16 protein-coding genes are annotated in these 16783 nt (G+C 64.2%); 9 read left to right on the top strand and 7 right to left on the bottom strand.

The annotated features are described in order from the left end of the window. Nucleotides 1–26: 26 nt before the first annotated feature. Nucleotides 27–659 carry a LysE family translocator gene (locus LB545_RS07095; RefSeq protein ID WP_140524876.1) on the bottom strand — a complete coding sequence of 211 codons (633 nt, stop codon included), beginning with the start codon at nucleotides 657–659 and terminating at the stop codon, nucleotides 27–29. Nucleotides 660–875: 216 nt separating this feature from the next. Between LB545_RS07095 and rfaD the strand changes: the two genes are divergently transcribed. From rfaD to waaC, 3 genes are read left to right on the top strand one after another with little or no spacing between them, the layout of a single operon-like run. Then, the gene (gene rfaD, locus LB545_RS07090; RefSeq protein ID WP_140524877.1) at nucleotides 876–1826 is read left to right on the top strand and encodes an ADP-glyceromanno-heptose 6-epimerase; all 951 of its coding nucleotides are present in this window, start codon (nucleotides 876–878) and stop codon (nucleotides 1824–1826) included. Continuing rightward, the gene (waaF, locus tag LB545_RS07085) at nucleotides 1799–2806 is read left to right on the top strand and encodes a lipopolysaccharide heptosyltransferase II (RefSeq protein ID WP_140666125.1); all 1008 of its coding nucleotides are present in this window, start codon (nucleotides 1799–1801) and stop codon (nucleotides 2804–2806) included. The genes rfaD and waaF overlap by 28 nt, the downstream gene beginning before the upstream one ends. Next, nucleotides 2803–3792, top strand: coding sequence for a lipopolysaccharide heptosyltransferase I (waaC, locus tag LB545_RS07080; protein ID WP_140666123.1), 990 nt, complete (start codon nucleotides 2803–2805; stop codon nucleotides 3790–3792). Before waaF ends, waaC begins: the two co-directional genes overlap by 4 nt. 221 nt (nucleotides 3793–4013) lie before the next feature. Here waaC and greA read toward each other — a convergent pair whose 3' ends face one another. Together greA and LB545_RS07070 are read right to left on the bottom strand one after the other, a co-directional pair. After that, nucleotides 4014–4487, bottom strand: a complete 474-nt coding sequence (greA, locus tag LB545_RS07075; protein WP_224704706.1) for a transcription elongation factor GreA — start codon at nucleotides 4485–4487, stop codon at nucleotides 4014–4016. 267 nt (nucleotides 4488–4754) lie between these two features. Next, a complete protein-coding gene (locus LB545_RS07070; protein ID WP_140495965.1) occupies nucleotides 4755–5288 on the bottom strand; it encodes a tetratricopeptide repeat protein in 534 nt (177 codons plus the stop codon). A gap of 150 nt (nucleotides 5289–5438) precedes the next feature. Here LB545_RS07070 and LB545_RS07065 point away from each other — a divergent pair, with 150 nt between their 5' ends. The 4 genes from LB545_RS07065 (at nucleotide 5439) to LB545_RS07050 (ending at nucleotide 8729) form a co-directional block, all read left to right on the top strand. Beyond that, nucleotides 5439–5864 (top strand): DUF3775 domain-containing protein, encoded by a 426-nt coding sequence (locus LB545_RS07065; RefSeq protein ID WP_140524880.1) that lies wholly within the window; start codon nucleotides 5439–5441, stop codon nucleotides 5862–5864. A gap of 115 nt (nucleotides 5865–5979) precedes the next feature. Next, complete coding sequence (locus LB545_RS31100; protein ID WP_404927981.1) at nucleotides 5980–7035, top strand: extensin family protein; 1056 nt, start codon at nucleotides 5980–5982, stop codon at nucleotides 7033–7035. A gap of 109 nt (nucleotides 7036–7144) precedes the next feature. Next, complete coding sequence (locus tag LB545_RS07055; RefSeq protein ID WP_140524881.1) at nucleotides 7145–7960, top strand: extensin family protein; 816 nt, start codon at nucleotides 7145–7147, stop codon at nucleotides 7958–7960. A gap of 61 nt (nucleotides 7961–8021) precedes the next feature. After that, a complete protein-coding gene (locus LB545_RS07050; RefSeq protein ID WP_140631898.1) occupies nucleotides 8022–8729 on the top strand; it encodes an LssY C-terminal domain-containing protein in 708 nt (235 codons plus the stop codon). A gap of 9 nt (nucleotides 8730–8738) precedes the next feature. Here the strand turns inward: LB545_RS07050 and LB545_RS07045 are convergent, their stop codons facing one another. Next, nucleotides 8739–9761, bottom strand: coding sequence for a zinc-dependent alcohol dehydrogenase family protein (locus tag LB545_RS07045; protein WP_140728566.1), 1023 nt, complete (start codon nucleotides 9759–9761; stop codon nucleotides 8739–8741). 124 nt (nucleotides 9762–9885) lie between these two features. On the opposite strand from LB545_RS07045, the gene LB545_RS07040 reads away from it, so the two are divergent. Then, nucleotides 9886–10800, top strand: a complete 915-nt coding sequence (locus LB545_RS07040; RefSeq protein WP_224704704.1) for a LysR family transcriptional regulator — start codon at nucleotides 9886–9888, stop codon at nucleotides 10798–10800. Nucleotides 10801–10881: 81 nt separating this feature from the next. Further along, the gene (locus tag LB545_RS07035; protein WP_140516828.1) at nucleotides 10882–12192 is read left to right on the top strand and encodes a hemolysin family protein; all 1311 of its coding nucleotides are present in this window, start codon (nucleotides 10882–10884) and stop codon (nucleotides 12190–12192) included. A 50-nt stretch (nucleotides 12193–12242) separates the two neighbouring features. Here LB545_RS07035 and LB545_RS07030 read toward each other — a convergent pair whose 3' ends face one another. From LB545_RS07030 to LB545_RS07020, 3 genes are read right to left on the bottom strand one after another with little or no spacing between them, the layout of a single operon-like run. Next, nucleotides 12243–13559, bottom strand: a complete 1317-nt coding sequence (locus LB545_RS07030) for an HlyD family type I secretion periplasmic adaptor subunit (RefSeq protein WP_224704702.1) — start codon at nucleotides 13557–13559, stop codon at nucleotides 12243–12245. Nucleotides 13560–13562: 3 nt separating this feature from the next. After that, entirely contained in the window at nucleotides 13563–15305 is a 1743-nt protein-coding gene (locus tag LB545_RS07025) for a type I secretion system permease/ATPase (RefSeq protein ID WP_224704700.1), read from the bottom strand. A gap of 45 nt (nucleotides 15306–15350) precedes the next feature. Then, nucleotides 15351–16775, bottom strand: coding sequence for a family 16 glycosylhydrolase (locus tag LB545_RS07020; protein WP_140666113.1), 1425 nt, complete (start codon nucleotides 16773–16775; stop codon nucleotides 15351–15353). Nucleotides 16776–16783 lie beyond the last annotated feature (8 nt).

The following is a 16783-nucleotide window of genomic DNA, read 5'->3' as shown; positions in this document are numbered from 1 at the left end:
AGCCAGCGCAACGCCGGCTGGCCTCGTCAACTCTTCTGCAAGGCGACATGGACGCCAAGCCCGACAAGCACCGCGCCGCCGGCTCGCTGCATCATGCGCTGGGCGCTGCTGGAGCGGCGCAGCCTGCCGATCACGGCACCAGCCAGGAACACGCAGACGATATCGGCCGAGGAGAACATCAGGTTGACTGTCGTGCCCAGCACGACGAATTGCAGCCAGACCGGGAATGCGGCAGAGGCATCGATGAACTGGGGCAGGAAGGCCATGAAGAAGATCGCGGTCTTCGGATTGAGCACCTCGACGGCGATGCTCTCGAAAAAGGCGCGGCAAGCCGATTTCCGCTCGATCGCCGGCAGTGCCATGTCGCCTTCCGCGCGTTTGCGGAACAGCGCCACACCGAGCCAGATTAGGTAGAGCGCGCCGACGAGCTTGACCGCCATGTAGAGCGGCGGCACGGCGTGGAAAAGCACGGACAGGCCGGCGGCAGCGGCAAAGACGTGAACATAGCCGCCCAGATGAATGCCGAGCGCCGCAGTCAGGCCGGACCAGCGGCCGCGCGCCATCGTCTGCGCGGCGGCATAGAGCATGGCCGGGCCTGGAATATAGGCGAAGATCGCCGTGGTGGCGAAAAACGCGACGAGCAGCTCTGTCGACGGCATTCCTGGTCCCTCATGATCGCGCCCGGCGGCGCGAGCCGACTGAAGCGGCAGCTTTGCGGCGCCACTGTGGCGCGCTGCCTCGCGCAGGGCAATCGCGGACGGGTCCACCCCTCGATTGTTCTTGCGGATCCCAGTGCCGCCCGGCAACGCTGCTTTGTCGACAGCTTCGCAAGCCTCCCTTATAAGGACCGGAATCGCGAGCAACCAGAGGCGTTCATGATCATCGTCACGGGCGGCGCCGGCATGATCGGCTCCAACATCGTCGCCGCGCTCAATTCGGAGGGCCACGACGACATTTTGGTCGTCGACGACCTGAGCGATGGCCACAAGATCGCCAACCTTGCTGACTTGCGGATCGCCGACTATCTCGACAAGGACGATTTCCTGGCCCGCCTCGAGGACGGCGGGCTCGGCCGCATCGAGGCCGTCTTCCATCAGGGCGCCTGCTCGACCACCACCGAATGGAACGGCAAGTTCATGATGGAGGTGAACTACGCCTATTCGAAGCGGCTGCTGCATGCCTGCCTGGCGCTGCGCGTGCCCTTCCTCTACGCCTCCTCGGCATCGGTCTATGGCGGCGGCTCCGAGTTCCGCGAGGACGCGGAGCTTGAGCGGCCGCTCAACGTCTACGCCTATTCAAAAAAGCTGTTCGATGACTATGTCAGGCGCAATGTCTTCGATACCGATCATTCGCAGGTCGCGGGCCTGCGCTACTTCAACGTCTATGGGCCGCGCGAGGCGCACAAGGACGCCATGGCCTCGGTCGCCTTTCATCTGTTCAACCAGGTCGGGCGTGGCGAGAATCCAAAGCTGTTCGGCGCCCATGACGGCTTTGGCCCCGGCGAGCAGAGCCGCGACTTCATCCATGTCGGCGACGTCGCCGATGTCAATCTGTGGCTGTGGAAGCGCGGCGCGAGCGGCATCTTCAACTGCGGCACCGGCCGGGCGCAACCCTTCCGCGCCATTGCCGAAACCGTCATCGACGCGCTGGGCAAGGGCGAGATCGAGTACATCCCCTTTCCCGACCACCTCAAGGGCAGCTACCAGAGCTTCACGCAAGCTGATATGTCGCGTCTGCGCGCCGCCGGTTACAATGGGCAATTCCGCAGCGTCGAAACCGGCGTCAGAGACTATGTCGAATGGCTGAAAGCCCAGCGATCCTCGTGATCGGCCCACGCTGGGTGGGCGATATGGTGATGGCGCAGTGCCTGTTCTCGGCGCTGAAGGAGCTTCATCCAAATGCAGCCATCGACGTGCTGGCGCCGGCCTGGGCGGCCCCTTTGGTCAAGCGTATGCCTGAGGTCCGCCAGCAGATCGATTTCCCGCTGAAACCCGGCGCGCTCGAATTCGCACATCGGCGCCGCTTCGGCCGTCTGCTGCGCGGCCGTTACGACAGCGCCTATATCTTGCCGGGCAGTTGGAAGTCGGCGCTGATCCCGTTCTTTGCCCGCATTCCGCGGCGTTTCGGCCATCTCAGGGAAATGCGCTACGGCCTGTTGACCGACATCGTTCCGCTGCCGGAGGCCGTGAAACGGCGCACGGCGCAGGCCTATTTCGGCCTTGCACAGGGTGGCGATTTTCGGGCACCTCATCTGACGGTGGACGCCAATAACCAGGCCACCCTGCTCGACCGTTTCGGCCTGGGGCCGCAGAAATTCGTGGCGCTGATGCCAGGTGCCGAGTTCGGCCCGGCCAAGCGCTGGCCGAGCGAACACTATGCCGGGCTTGCCCGGGAGTTCATGGCCAGAAGGTTCAAGGTCGCGCTGTTCGGGTCGAAGAACGACCGCGACGTGACCGCGGAGATCGCAGCCCTCGCTCCTGGCGTGGTCGACCTGGCCGGCCAGACGCGGCTGGAGGACGCCATCGACCTGATCGCGGCCGCCGGGCTGGCGGTCTCCAACGACAGCGGGCTGATGCATGTTGCGGCGGCGGTCGGCACGCCGGTTGTCGCCGTCTATGGTTCGACTTCGCCACAGAATACGCCGCCGCTGGCCGAACGGCGCGAACTGGTCTGGCTCGGCCTGTCCTGCTCGCCTTGCCACCGCAAGATCTGTCCGCTCGGCCACCTCAATTGCCTGAAGACGCTCGAGGTCGCACGGGTCATGGCGGCGGCGGACCGCCTGCTGGACATCCCGGCCGCCGCATGAAGGTGCTGATCGTCAAGACATCGTCGATGGGCGACGTCATCCACACATTTCCGGCGCTCCAGGATGCGCGCCGCGCACGGCCCGATATTGCTTTCGACTGGTGCGTCGAGGAGGCTTTCGCCGGCATCGTCGCGCTGCACCCCGCAGTCGGAACCATCCACACGGTCGCCATCCGGCGTTGGCGAAAACATCTCTTCGACAAGGCCACCTGGCGCGAGGCGACCGCCTTGCGACACGCCTTGCGTGCGTGCCGCTATGATCTGGTCATCGATGCGCAAGGCCTGTTGAAATCGGCGCTGGTGGCCAGGCAGGCGAAGGCGCCGATCGCCGGCTTCGACCGCTCAAGCGCGCGCGAGCCTTCGGCAACGCTGCTTTACGACGTCGGCCACGCCGTCCCCCGCAACCTGCACGCCATCGAGCGGACGCGACGGCTTTTCGGGCAGGCGTTGGGTTACCGGCCCGATCTTTCGATACTGGATTCGGGCATTGTGCCGCCGCCCGGCAATCTGACCGGCATAGCCGGCAACACGGCCTTCCTGCTGCACGGCACCAGCCGCGAGGACAAGAAGTGGCCTGTTGAAGACTGGATCGAAACCGGCCGCCTGCTGGTTGAGCGCGGCATGACGCCGGTCACGACCTGGTCGGACGAGCGCGAACAGGCGGTGGCTGAAGCGATCGCCCGGGCAGTTCCATCGACGAGCATCGTGCCAAAATCACCATTGGCCGACATCGCGGCGATCCTGGGCAGCTCGAGGCTGGTAATCGGCGCCGATACGGGGCTCACGCATCTCGCCAGCGCCTTCGGCCTGCCGACGGTCGCGGTGTTTTTGGCCACGGAGCCGGGTTTGACCGGTCCGCGCGGCCCCTATGCATCGACGCTGCAGGCCGCGCCCGGTGAGCGAGTGTCGCCCGCGAGGGTGGTGGCTGAGGCTGAGAGGCTGCTGGAGCACCAGACGCATGGTCAGGCCGGCGCTGGCAAGAACTGATCTATTCAATCGGAAAGCTGGCGCTGCCCCTCATCGCCCTGCCGGGGAGAAGGACACCTTCACAGATGACTGCGCCAATTTTAAGCGTTTGCAGAATAGACGCCGACTTCGCGTTCAGCCGTCTTCTCCCCGTCACTATACGGGGAGAAGGTGCCGGCAGGCGGATGAGGGGCGGCGCCAACCTTGGCTAAAAACGCGCAGATCAGCGCCCCTCGAACCCCTTAGATAAACTGCACCTGGACGATCTCGTATCCCCTTGCACCACCCGGCGCGTTGACCTCGATGGCGTCGCCGACTTCCCTGCCGATGAGCGCCCGCGCGATCGGCGAGGAGATCGAGATGCGGCCGGACTTCACGTCCGCCTCCTGATCGCCGACGATCTGGTAGGTCTTCTTCTCCTCGGTGTCCTCGTCGACCAGCACCACGGTGGCGCCGAACTTGACCTTGTCGCCGCTGAGCTTGGTGACATCGATGACTTCGGCCCGGGCGATGAGATCCTCGAGCTCGTTGACACGGCCCTCATTGAGGCTCTGCGCCTCTTTGGCGGCATGGTATTCGGCATTTTCGGATAGGTCGCCGTGCGAGCGCGCTTCGGAGATCGCCTCGATGATGCGCGGCCGCTCCTCCTGCTGGCGCCAGCGCAGTTCTTCCTTCAATGACGCGAACCCCTCGCCTGTCATCGGGACCTTGTTCATGATACCTGACCTTTCCTGCCGCCACCCGCGCATTTCGGGGAAAGCCTTATCGATGGTGCAAAAAGAAAACGGTCCGGCAGCCTCGGGCTAACGGAACCGTTCACCGCAATTTCCCTGAATATAGCAATCTTTGCGGGCTTTTCACGCCCAAAAATCGGTTTCTGAAGAAATCATCACCGTTTTCGCGCGCGCCGTCGCAGGAGCCGGCATGGCAACAAAAAACCGGCCGTGATTGCTCGCGGCCGGTTCGAAAAGGCATTGAGGGGGTCAGCTCCTCATGAAATGGTCGATCTGTTCGGCCAGCATGCCGTATTCGCGTGAACCCTTGCCGGTTCGCTTTTCGATCTCCATCAGCTGTTGCTGGGCGCCGGCCAGGTCGCCGATCTGGAGATGGGCTTCGCCGAGATATTCGCGCACCAGCGTGTAGTTGGGATCGATGCGCAGCGCTTCCTCGTAATAGCCGAGGCCAACGGCGACGCGGCCGGAATGGCGGTGCGAATAGCCGAGATAGTTGAGGATGCGCGGGTCCTGCTTGTTGGCGGCGAGGCTGAGCACGGCGATCGCCTCGTCATAGCGGCCGGCCATCGCCAGGTCATGCCCGGCATCATAGATGCTGTCGTCGTCCAGCATGCCTTCCTGGGGTGCGACGCACTTGTTCTTCTTCTTGTCCCAGACCATGCCTTTCTTGCATTTGGTGGTCGTGCTGGTGTCGTCACCGCTGCCTGCGGCAAACACCGGAACGGCAAGGAACTGCAGAGCGAGAAGCGCGCTCGCCGCCTGGATCAGCACTCTTTTATGCATCGGAGCCTCCTGGAGGGGTGAGAATGCAACACTAACGCAGCGTGTCGGCGGTTTCATCCCGGAAAAAAGCAAGGGGCTAACATGAGGTGACGGATGCTCGAAATCCGCTATCATCGGCGGCGATGAAAGCTGAGCCAGCGGAGACCGCCAGTGCAGCGACGGCTTGAAAAGAACTGGGATTTGACGATCGGGCCCGACACCGTGCGGCTGTTCATCCTCAAATGCAAGGCGTTGAGCGCCGCGATCAATGAAGATTATGCCGACGGCGCCGAACACGAAATCGAGTTCGATGGAAACACCCGTGACAATCATCATCATGACGGACTCGCCGAGGAAAGCTCGGAAAACCTGACCGAAGAGGAACTGCGCGAGCTGATCAACGACCTCAATGTCGACGAGGCGGCCGAGCTCGTCGCGCTCGCTTGGGTCGGCCGTGGCGACTACGATGCCTCGGAATGGGCCGACGCCGTCGCCGCCGCGCGCGAGCGCGCCAACAAGCACACGGCCAAATACCTGCTCGGCTTGCCGTTGCTCGCCGATTGGCTGGAGGAAGGGCTGGAAGCGATCGGTGCGTAACGCGCCGGTAATCGATTGTGATCGGGCCTAAGCGCCTTCCAGGCAACTTCGAGCATCCCGGCACCGTTTCGAGGCGATGGCAACACTGAGCTTTTCCCGAAAATACAGGATTGCATTGGTCATGGTCGTGACAGCACTGCTGGTGACGCCGGCCGATGCCAGGCATCGTCACAGGCATCACGAGCCGCTTTCACCACGGGTGGAACAGCCGCTGACGCCGCGGGTTGACCGGCCGCTGAAACCGCGCGGCGAAAGGCATCGCAAGCCGAAGCCGGCACGGCAGAGGACGCAAAATCCGAAGCCGGTACGTGCGGATGTCCCCGTGCCTGAACCGCGCCCCGCTGACGCGCCAGAACCGAACACGCAAAATCCAGCCGCAACATCCGACCGGTTTCAGGAGGAAGGATCCCCTCGGAAGCAACAAGCCCGGCCCGAGCCGCCAGCCGATGCGAAAGGCGAACCGGAGCCGCCAGCCGTGGCGCCGACGCCGACACAAAGGCCTGAGACTGCGGAACCGGAGGTTGAGCCGCCGGCCCTCGCCCCGCCACCGCCGCCAAAGCCGGCGGACGCGGACAAAAAGGAGATGCTTCCCGATCCGCGTTCGGCTGACCTGCCAGACGCGAAAATGCCTGCCGAGGAAGTCGCCTGCCGCGAGCGGCTGAGGGGTCTCGGTGTCGAATTCGAGGAGCACAAGGCTGAAAGCGATCGCGATATCGGCTGTTCGATCCCCTATCCCCTGGTGCTGAAGAGCCTTGGCAAGTCGATCGCCATTGCCCCGGGCGCCGAGCTCAATTGCGCAATGGCCGAGGCGGCGGCACGCTTTGCCGGCAACGTCATCCAGCCGGCGGCGAAAGCCGAATTCGGCACCGACCTGAAATCGATCGGCCAGGCATCGGCCTTTGTGTGCCGGCCACGCAACGGCACGCGCAAACTGTCCGAACATGCCTTCGGCAATGCGCTCGATATCGCCAGCTTCACACTTGCGGACGGCAGGACGATCGAGGTCGGCCCGGCGCCACCGGACAAGGACGCCAAATTCCTCGACGCGGTGCGCAAGGCCGCCTGCGGGCCGTTCAAGACCGTGCTGGGCCCGGGCAGCGATGCCGATCATTCGCTGCATTTGCACCTCGACCTCGAGCCGCGCCGCCACGGCGGTACCTTCTGCCAGTAGGGCCGGCTCAGAAGCGATGCCGCAATTCGGCCGCAGGCATGAACGCCGGCGCTGATTTTTCCTTTACCGTTGATCGTTAAAATCCCGCCTATCGGGAAAGGGACTGCCGATGGACGGGATATTTCGTGCCGCGCTGGCGCTTGCGCGGCAATCGAAACGCGCGCGCGCCGCTGCCGGCGGGGTGGCCGCCCTGCTTGCGCTGGCCGCGGTGTCGGCCTGCAACACCGGCAACGTGCTGGCACTGGAGCCGGCCGTCGATGTCGGCGCGCAGACCGCGGCCGTGCCGCAATATTCAGGCATGCAGCGGCTGGTTCCTTCCAATCCCTACATGACGCAGGCCGCCTATCCACGCATGGACGAGCCGATGTCGCCGGTCGAGCAGATGCCGGCCAGCGAGACCGACTGCCGTCAGCAGCTGAGGCGCCTCGGCGTCACCTTCACCGACCTGGCGCCGATCCATGAAGGCCAGTGCGGCATCGACTATCCGGTGAAGGTTTCGGCCATCGGCAGCGTCGAGATGAAGCCCGCCGCGACGCTGACCTGCGACATGGCCGCCAGCTTCGCCGCGTGGACGAAGAACGAGCTCGTTCCTTCCGCCCGCTGGCGCTACTTCTCCGGCGTCAGGACCATCCACCAGGGTTCCAGCTATTCCTGCCGCAACATCGCCGGCGAAGGCGTGCTGTCGGAACACGGCAAGGGCAACGCGCTCGACGTGATGAGCATCGAACTCAACAATGGCGACGACATCGACGTGCGCAAGCCCGGCCTGTTCGCCTTCCGCACCCGCGGCTTCCTCAACAATGTGCGCGCCGACGGCTGCCAGTATTTCACCACCGTGCTCGGCCCCGGCTACAATTACGACCACCGCAACCATTTCCACTTCGACATCAAGAACCGCAAGAGCGGCTATCGCGCCTGCCGCTGATCCCTTTGCCTGGCGGCGGCTTCGCCGCGTACAGTGACGTCGTAGAACTCGAGCGGCATCGATGAGCCAACGAAGCTTCCGACGACGCGCTGCGACCTGGCTGGTGTTGCTTCTGGCGACCTATCTGGTGCTGGCCTATGTCGCCGCGCCGGAATTCTGGACGTTTCGCGATCGCGGCTTTCGCAGCCAAAGCTTCGAGATGGTGACGCACACCCCGCAAGGCATTCCGGGCGACCCGATCAATGTCGGCCTGATCGGCACGCAAAAGGAGGTTGTCCATGCCTTCGCCGTCGCTGGCTGGGACACGGCCGACGCCGTGACGCTGAGAACCGCGATCGATATTGGCGAAAGCGTCTTGTTTTCGCGCCCCTATCCGGACGCGCCGGTGAGCCGGCTGCTGTTCGAAGGCCGCGCTCAGGATCTTGCCTTCGAGAAGCCGGTAGGTGGCAGCGCCGACCGCCGTCACCATGTGCGCTTCTGGCAGACTGATGCCACCGGCGACGACGGCCGTCCGCTATGGCTGGGCTCGGCCAGTTTCGACCGTGGCGTGGGCCTGAGCCACGACACCGGCGCCATCACCCATCATATCGGCCCCGACATCGACGCCGAACGCGACTTTCTTATCCAGGATTTGACCGCCGCCGGAATGCTGATCTCAACCAGCGACCTGGAAGGCATCGGCGCCACCACGCACGGCCGCAATGGCGGCGGCGACCCCTATTTCACCGACGGCAAGGCCGTGCTCGGCGTGCTGAAGCAACTGCCGTGATGCCTGAAGTCAGCTCGTGGCGACCACGACCTTGCCGAACGGTCCCTTCTCCAGATGCTGGAAGGCCTGCTCCACCTCCTCGAAGCCGAAGACCTTGTCGACCACCGGCCGGATGCCGAGCACCTCGATCGCCTGGTTCATCCGCTCGAAGGCGCGGCGATGGCCGATCGATATCCCTTGCACGACGATGCGATTGCGCAGGAACGGCACGATCGGAAAGCTGAGTTCCATCGAGCCCAGCAGGCCGATGACCGACAGGCGGCCGTCGGCGGCCAGGGCATCGAGCGATCGCCGCGCATTGTCGCCGCCGACCATCTCCAGGATATGGTTGACGCCGGTTCCACCCGTCAGGTCACGCGCGGCTTCGTCCCATGCCGGCTGGGTGCGGTAGTTGATCACTTGCCAGGCGCCGAGTTTCCTGGCCCGCTCGAGCTTGTCGTCGCTGCTCGAGGTGACGATGGCGCGCAGGCCGAAAGCGGCCGCGAATTGCAGTGCAAACAGCGACACGCCGCCGGTACCCTGGATAAGAATGGTCTGGCCGGGCACCGGCTTCGTCGCCTCCGCCAAGGCAAACCACGCCGTCAGCGCCGCGATCGGCAGCGTCGATGCCTCGGCGTCGCTGAGCGAAGGCGGCGCCAGCACGACGGCATCCTCGTGAAGCAGCACGTAGTCGGACAAGGTGCCGGGCAGTGACAATCCCAGCGTGTGCTGGTGAAGCACCGGCGGCGCATCGCCGTCAGGCCAGTCGGCGATCACTTGGCCCAGCACGCGTTGCCCGGCCTGGAAGCGGCTGACGCCGCCGCCGACCGCCACGACCTCGCCCACCGCATCCGATGTCGGCACGAAGGGAAAGACGAGGTCCGGGATCAGCACCCCGTCTAGGATCATTCGATCCTTGTAATTCAGCGATATGGCCTTGATCCGCACCAGCAGCTCACGAGGCCCGGGTGCGGGTACCTTTCCCTGCGCCGGTTGCAGCTTGGACAGGCCAAAACCGGTCATTTGCCAGGATCTGTTGATGTCCCTGTTCATCTCGTCTGCTCCGGATTGAGTTGCTGGCGAGATCTTTACGTCATTCCACTATGGAAAAAAGTGCTTCTATGTGGCATAATTGGAAACGAATTGAAGATCATTATTCTACAATAGGGGCACAGCCATGGAATCCGCCGATCTGCAGGGCATTGTCGCCTTCGTTCAAACGATCGAAGCCGGCAGCTTCACCAGTGCGGGAGAACGGCTGCGCGTGACGAAATCGGCGGTCGGCAAATCGATCGCACAGCTGGAGCATCGGCTTGGCGTGCGTCTGCTCAATCGCACCACCCGCAGCCTGAGCCCGACAAGCGAAGGCCTCAGCTATTACGAAGCCTGCGTCAGGGCGCTGTCCGAAATCGAAGCCGCCCAGTCGCTGCTTGCCGCGCACCGGCAAGTGCCCTCGGGCCGGCTTCGGGTCGATTTGCCGTCGGCCTTCGGCCAGCGCTGCGTTGCCCCAGTTTTGTTCGACATTTCCAAGCGCTTCCCCGATCTGGCGATGGAGATCTCCTTCAACGACCGTCGCGTCGATCTCATCGAAGAAGGCATCGACCTGGCAGTTCGCATGGGCGAGCTCGACGACAGCCTGTCGCTCGCGGCGCGGCGGCTCTATGTCCAACGCTCGTGCGTATTGGCCGCCCCCGCCTACCTCGAGGAGCACGGCAGGCCGCGAACGATCGAGGAGCTCGCCGCTCATAAGCTGATCGGCTACACCCGTAACGGCGTCGCCCATCCCTGGACCATAAGGCACGCCGACGGCCAAATCGGAAAGTTCACACCGCGGGCAAGGCTGGTCCTCGACAATGGCGAGCCGATGCTCGACGCCGCCCTTGCCGGCTGCGGCATCACCTTCCTGCCGACCTGGTTGGCGGCGGACAGCCTCAGGAGCGGTGCGCTCGAAATGGTGCTGTCGGACCGCCTCGTCGAAAACATTGCCGTCCACGCCGTTTGGCCGGTGACGCGAGCAGTGACGCCGAAGATCCGCGTCGTAGTCGATGCGCTGGTCGAGCATTTTTCGGCGCCGCCCTGGGATGCCGCCTGACGGGGCCGCATGCGCTGTCATCTTCCTGAAAACGGCTGCTGACTATTTTCCAATCCAGCACGGCAATGCTATTGACCCCTGATGCTATATGTTGAAATCGCCACCGTGGTCGTCCTCATCTGCGTGAACGGCCTTCTGGCAATGTCCGAGCTTGCCATCGTCTCGTCGCGGCCGGCCCGCCTCAAGGCAATGATCGATCGCGAGGTCAAAGGCGCCGGCCGGGCGCTTGCGCTTGGCTCCAACCCCGGCAAGTTCCTGTCCTCGGTACAGATCGGCATCACCCTGGTCGGCGTGCTGTCCGGCGCCTTTTCCGGCGCCACGCTCGGTGAAAGGCTGGCGCAGTTCCTGGCCTCGAACGGCATCCGCGAAAACATCGCCGATCCGCTCGGCGTCGGCATCGTCGTGGCCATCATCACCTATGCTTCGCTGATCATCGGTGAGCTCGTGCCCAAGCAGATCGCGCTGCGCGACCCCGAGCGGGTCGCCGTGCGCGCCGCCCCGGCCATGACCGTCCTCGCCACCGTCTCGGCGCCGCTGGTCTTCCTGCTCGATATTTCGGGCCGCGCCGTGCTTTGGCTGCTCGGCCAGCGCGGCGAGAGCGAGGAGAAGGTTACCGACGAGGAGATCAAGATGCTGGTCGCCGAGGCCGAGCATCACGGCACCATCGAATCCGACGAGCGCCGCATGATCGCCGGCGTCATGCGGCTTGGCGACCGCGCCGTGCGCGCCGTCATGACGCCGCGCACCGAGGTCGACTGGATCAACCTCCAGTCCGACGATGCGACCATCCGCAAGCTCCTGATGGACACGCAGCATTCGCGCCTGCCCGCCGGCGACGGCGGCGTCGACGCCATGATCGGCGTCGTCCAGACGCGCGACGTGCTCGCGGCATTGCTGGGCGGCCGCGCGCTCGACCCGCGTCGGCACGTGCGCACCGCGCCCATCGTGCACGATCAGGCCGACGCGCTCGACGTGCTGCAGACGCTGAAGGAATCCGACGTGCCGATGGCGCTGGTGCATGACGAATACGGCCATTTCGAAGGCATCGTCACACCCGCCGACATCCTGGAGGCCATCACCGGCGTCTTCCGTTCGGACCTCGAAGCCGGCGAGGAAGAGAATGCCGTCAAGCGCGACGACGGCTCATGGCTGCTTGCCGGCTATATGCAGGCCGACGAGATGGCCGAGGTGCTGGGCATCGACTTGCCGGAAAACCGCGACTACGAGACCGTCGCCGGCTATGTGCTGTCGCACATGCACCATCTGCCGGCGACCGGCGAATGCGTCGACGCGCAAGGCTGGCGTTTCGAGGTGGTCGATCTCGACGGCCGCCGCATCGACAAGCTGATCGCCACGCGCCTGCCCAGCGGCCACCGCGAAGTGGTGCGCTGACTGTTCGAACGTTGCCTCGAGTCAAGCGGTCATTGGCCGTCCGTCCGCGCCTACTGCTCCGTGAAGGCGCGGGCGAACGAATCGAGCATCGGCCGCGCGAGATATTCCAGGAAAGTCCGGTCGCCGGTGCTGATGAACGCCTCGACCGGCGTCCCGGGATAGAGCTGCTCGGGCTTCACGCGGGATGGCAGGGCGTCGATCTTCAGCTTCGCCCGGAAATAGGGTTCACGCGTAGCCTCGTCGATCAGCCGATCCGCGGAAACCTGTGTCACGGTGGCTGGAACCTCGGGCGTGAGCCGCGCGTTCAAGGCGGACAATCGCAGTTTCGCCGGCTGGCCGACGCGTACCTGATCGATGTCCTTCGGCCGCAGCTTCGTGTCCACGACCAACCCCGATGCCGTCGGCAGGATTTCCATGATCTTTTCGCCCGGGGCAATTACGCTGCCCTTGGAATTGTAGGTCGACGACACCACGATGCCCGCTGCCGGCGCCTTGATTGTCGTGCGCCGCAGCAGCGCCGCGGCCGCCCTGATCTGTTCCTCGACGTCGGCCAGGTTGGAGCGAACCTCGTCCAACTTCGTCAGCGCCTCCTCCACCCGTTGCGTGGTCAAGCGCTCGGTCTGCTCCTGCGCCTCGACGATCTGGGTGCTGGCCGATGCAAGACTGGCCTCCAGCGCTCCCGCCTGGCCGACGAGGTCGGCTTCGCTGCGCAGAAGCTGGGAGTATTCGGTGCGGTTGGTCAGGCCTTTGTCCAAAAGGCTGGTCTTGATGCCGAGCTCCTTTTTCACCACGTCTACCTGCTGCTGGATGGCTTGTTTCTGGGCGTTCAATCCCACCACGGACTGGCGATGCATGGCGACCCGCTGCGCGAGGATGGATCGTTCCGACCGGAACCGGGCGAGCCTGGCGTCGAATTCCTTCTGCTGTTCGCGAACCAGCATTTCGAAATCGTGCTGAAGCGGCGCCGGCGCCGCTGTTGTGATCGGCGCCAGCCTGTCCAGCCCGTCCCGCTCCGCCTCTAGCCGCGCCGCACTTGCCCTGAGCGCGATCGACTGCCTCGTCAGCCGGTTGAGCTCGGCCTGCGCGGCGGTTGGATCCAGCACGATCAGATCCTGCGCCTGCCGCACGCGATCGCCTTCGTGGACCAGCAACTCTTGGACGATGCCGCCCTCGGGGTGCTGGATGAGGATGTTCCCGCCCATCGCCGAGATCGTGCCTTGCGTGATCACCGCGCCGGACAAGGGGGCATAGGCCGCCCAATAGCCGAAGCAACCTGCAAATATCGCTATCGCCGCATAGCCGCCGAATGCCACGCGCCCTGTGTCGGTGCGTGGATTGCGTTCCCCGGCGAGGCTGTGCACTGCCATCATCTACGATCCAAAGCGGGTTTTTTGCGGGGCGCTGCGGAGGGTCGTGGCGAACGACCCCGTCACCACTGTATTCTGCCGGGAAGAATTGCCGGCGAGCGGCTGCCGCAGCAAATCGCTGCTCGGGCCGAAGGCTTCGATCGCGCCGTCGCGCAGCAGCATCACGCGGTCGCAGGCCGCTGCGATCGAAGGGCGGTGCGTGATCACGATCAAGGTAATCCCCGCCGACCGCGCATCCGAGAGCACCGCTTCGAGCGCCGCTTCGCCGGCGCCGTCGAGACGAGCGTTGGGCTCGTCCAGGACGAGAATTCTGGGGTTGCCGTACAGGGCGCGCGCCAGCCCGATCCTTTGGCGCTCGCCGCCCGACAGCGCCCTGTCAGAGAGACCGATCATCGTCTGGTAGCCGTCGCGCTGCGTCAAAATCAGTTCATGGGCCTGGGCACGCTTTGCCGCCTCGACGATCGAGGCGTCATCCGCGTCGGGGTCGAAGCGGCCGACGTTCTCCGCGATCGATCCCGGGAACAGTTCCATCTCCTGCGCGAGATAGCCGATATGCCTTCCAAGCTGCTTTTCGTCCCAGGTCCTGAGATCGGCACCGTCGATCCTGACCGAGCCGCTGACCGGTTGGAGCGCACCGACAAGCAATCTGGCGAGCGTCGATTTGCCGGCTCCGCTCGGGCCGACGATCGCCACCGCCTCGCCGGCCCCGATGTGGAAATTCAGCCTCTTGACGATGGGCGGACCGCCGGGCGTATTCGGCGCGACGTAGATCAGATCCTGCGCCGAAATCGCGCCTGACGGATCAGGCAAGGCCAGTTTTTGCACCGCGGACGGACCTGCCGAAAGGGTTGCCTCCAGCCGTTTCCACGATCGTCTGGCGTCGACGATCTGCCGCCACGAGCCGATCAGTTGGTCGAGCGGCTGCAGCGCGCGCGACGATACCAGGGAAGACGCGAATATCATCCCGGCCGTCATCTTGCCTTGCAGGACCAGCCACGCACCCACGCCCAGTATCGCCAGCTGCAGCATCATCCGCACCGCCCGCGACGTTCCGCTGAAGATCGCATTAGCCGTCGACGCGCGGTCGTGAACGATCAGCGCTTCGGCGACGTGCTTTCCCCAAGCCCGCGCGGCGTTCTGGACCATGCCCATGGCGCGCAGCGTCTCGGCGTCGCGGGCAAAGGCCTGCTCCGACTGGCTGGCGACCGCCGAACGTCGTGAAAACAAAGCGTCGTTCCTGCCGATGGCAAGCTGGGTTGCCAGGACCAGTGCAAGCAGCATCGCCACGCCAGCCAGGGTGAGCCAGAACAGGACGGGATGGATCAGGTAGAGCAGTCCGAGGAAGAACGGAGCAAACGGCAGGTCGAACAGGACCGCCACGCCGCGCGACCTGATGAAGGCGCATACCGAGGCGAGATCACGCAATGGCGACAGACCTGCGGAGGCGTGGTCGGCGCCAAGCGAAGCGGCGAACGTCTCCGCCCCGAGCTTGCTGTCGATGCTGGCCGCGACGCGCTGCGTGTAAATGGAGCGCACCGCGTCCAGAAAGCCCAGAAAGACCAGCGCGAGAACCGCGATGACCGACAGGTAGACAAGCGTCTCGACATTGGAGGAAGGCAGGACCCGATCATACACCTGCAACAGATAGAGCGGGATCACCAGCAGCAGGACGTTGATCAGCAACGAGAAAACGCCGACATCGGCGATGGCGCGCCACAAGACCGCCCGCAGACCTGACTGTCCCATCGTTCCCGCGCTCCCTTGGCGGCTCATGTCCCGAGACATCGGCGCTCAGACCGAGTGGTCGCCCGCAACGTCCAGGGGGTGGTGCTGCAGGTCATCCAGCGTATAGGCGCGGATATAGTCGATCTTCATCTCCGCCGGCGTGGCGAGATGGTCGGGAGGCGCGCCGGCAAAACCGCCGACGGCTAGATCGGCCAGCATGTACATGGGCGTGTGCATGTCGGACGGCGTCGCGGCTTCGGCGACCTTTACGCCGTCATAGGTCCAGACGAGCGTATCCGGTGTCCACAGCAGGCCATAGGTATGGAAGCCGTCGGTGTCCGAAACATTCACCGAGGAAGAGACCTTGGTGTGCTGTCCCGTCTCGTTCGTGTGCGCCGTCATGATGAGCGTGTTCGGATCCTGCCCGCGCGCTTCCAGGACGTCCAGTTCCGGCGGCCACGAGCCGTCTTCCGGCAGCAGCCAGAAGGCCGGCCAGGCTCCGGCCGTTTCGGGCAGGTCCGCCCGCATTTCGAAATAGCCGTAGGTCTGCGAGAAGCTTTCGTGGGTCGTCAGGATGCCCGAGGTGTATTCGTAATTGTTGATCAGTGGCTTGATGTCTTCGGGCGCTTGCGCCGCAGTGATGGTGAGCACCCCGTTTTCCACGCTGAACGGGTGGACTGAGCTGGTCGGGCCGTAATTGGCGTCGATGTACCATTGCAGCTCCCCATTGCTGCTCAACGTGCTTCCGTTCGGCGCTCCCCACCAGAAGTTGGAATTCCAGGTGCCATCATGGCCGTTCCAAAGGCTGAGCGTGTTGAAGTCGTCGGAAAAGGACAGCGTCATTCCGGACTTGTCGATCGGCAGTTCGAACTGGCTGGGCGCCAGCTTGTCCACCGTCGTGTTGTTGAAGACCAGCACCTCGTCGGATCCGAGGTTCAGCAGAAGGTTCGATCCTGCCTGGGTCATATGTGCCTTGACGTCGTCGAAAGACATGAAGTCGTAGCCATTGAGGCGGACCGTGTCGTCCGCGCCGAAATCGGTGATCAGGTCGCTTCCATTGCCCTTGGTGATGATGAAAGTGTCGGCGCCGCTGCCGCCGATCAGCACGTCGTTGCCCTGACCGCCATCCAGCGTCTGATGGCCCGAGCCACCCTTGATGATGTTGTCCAACGCATTTCCGAACGCATAGCGATTGTTGCCGGTGACGACGAGATTCTCGAAATTGTCGGGGAGCTTGTAGCTCATCCATGTGTCGATCGTGTCGATGCCAGCCCCGGGATCCTCCACCACCTTGTTGTTGGTGGAATAGAGGTGATAGTAGTCGTCGCCCGCGCCGCCATAGATGGTGACGTTGACGCTGGCGTCCCCCCAGAAGGAGTCGTTGCCGGAGGTGCCGTGCAATTCCGGCCCGGATCCGGTCGCCGAGAACCAATGGGTGGACGTGCCCGTGTAGGGGAGAGGGATGCCTTTGGCGTTCACGACGGTGCTCATCAGGAAAT

It is taken from the genome of Mesorhizobium sp. BR1-1-6 (genome assembly GCF_020165355.1).
Lineage (GTDB): Bacteria > Pseudomonadota > Alphaproteobacteria > Rhizobiales > Rhizobiaceae > Mesorhizobium.
Note: the sequence above shows the minus strand (reverse complement) of the source record. Positions and strands in the feature narration are given on the sequence as shown.

Bases quoted from the DNA above. Each gene is read 5' to 3' on its own strand.
- LB545_RS07095 (WP_140524876.1), bottom strand. From the start codon at position 659: ATGCCGTCGACAGAGCTGCTCGTCGCGTTTTTCGCCACCACGGCGATC.
- rfaD (WP_140524877.1), top strand. From the start codon at position 876: ATGATCATCGTCACGGGCGGCGCCGGCATGATCGGCTCCAACATCGTC.
- waaF (WP_140666125.1), top strand. From the start codon at position 1,799: ATGGCTGAAAGCCCAGCGATCCTCGTGATCGGCCCACGCTGGGTGGGC.
- waaC (WP_140666123.1), top strand. From the start codon at position 2,803: ATGAAGGTGCTGATCGTCAAGACATCGTCGATGGGCGACGTCATCCAC.
- greA (WP_224704706.1), bottom strand. From the start codon at position 4,487: ATGAACAAGGTCCCGATGACAGGCGAGGGGTTCGCGTCATTGAAGGAA.
- LB545_RS07070 (WP_140495965.1), bottom strand. From the start codon at position 5,288: ATGCATAAAAGAGTGCTGATCCAGGCGGCGAGCGCGCTTCTCGCTCTG.
- LB545_RS07055 (WP_140524881.1), top strand. From the start codon at position 7,145: ATGGACGGGATATTTCGTGCCGCGCTGGCGCTTGCGCGGCAATCGAAA.
- LB545_RS07050 (WP_140631898.1), top strand. From the start codon at position 8,022: ATGAGCCAACGAAGCTTCCGACGACGCGCTGCGACCTGGCTGGTGTTG.
- LB545_RS07045 (WP_140728566.1), bottom strand. From the start codon at position 9,761: ATGAACAGGGACATCAACAGATCCTGGCAAATGACCGGTTTTGGCCTG.
- LB545_RS07040 (WP_224704704.1), top strand. From the start codon at position 9,886: ATGGAATCCGCCGATCTGCAGGGCATTGTCGCCTTCGTTCAAACGATC.
- LB545_RS07035 (WP_140516828.1), top strand. From the start codon at position 10,882: ATGCTATATGTTGAAATCGCCACCGTGGTCGTCCTCATCTGCGTGAAC.
- LB545_RS07030 (WP_224704702.1), bottom strand. From the start codon at position 13,559: ATGGCAGTGCACAGCCTCGCCGGGGAACGCAATCCACGCACCGACACA.
- LB545_RS07025 (WP_224704700.1), bottom strand. From the start codon at position 15,305: ATGGGACAGTCAGGTCTGCGGGCGGTCTTGTGGCGCGCCATCGCCGAT.
- LB545_RS07020 (WP_140666113.1), bottom strand. From the start codon at position 16,775: ATGAGCACCGTCGTGAACGCCAAAGGCATCCCTCTCCCCTACACGGGC.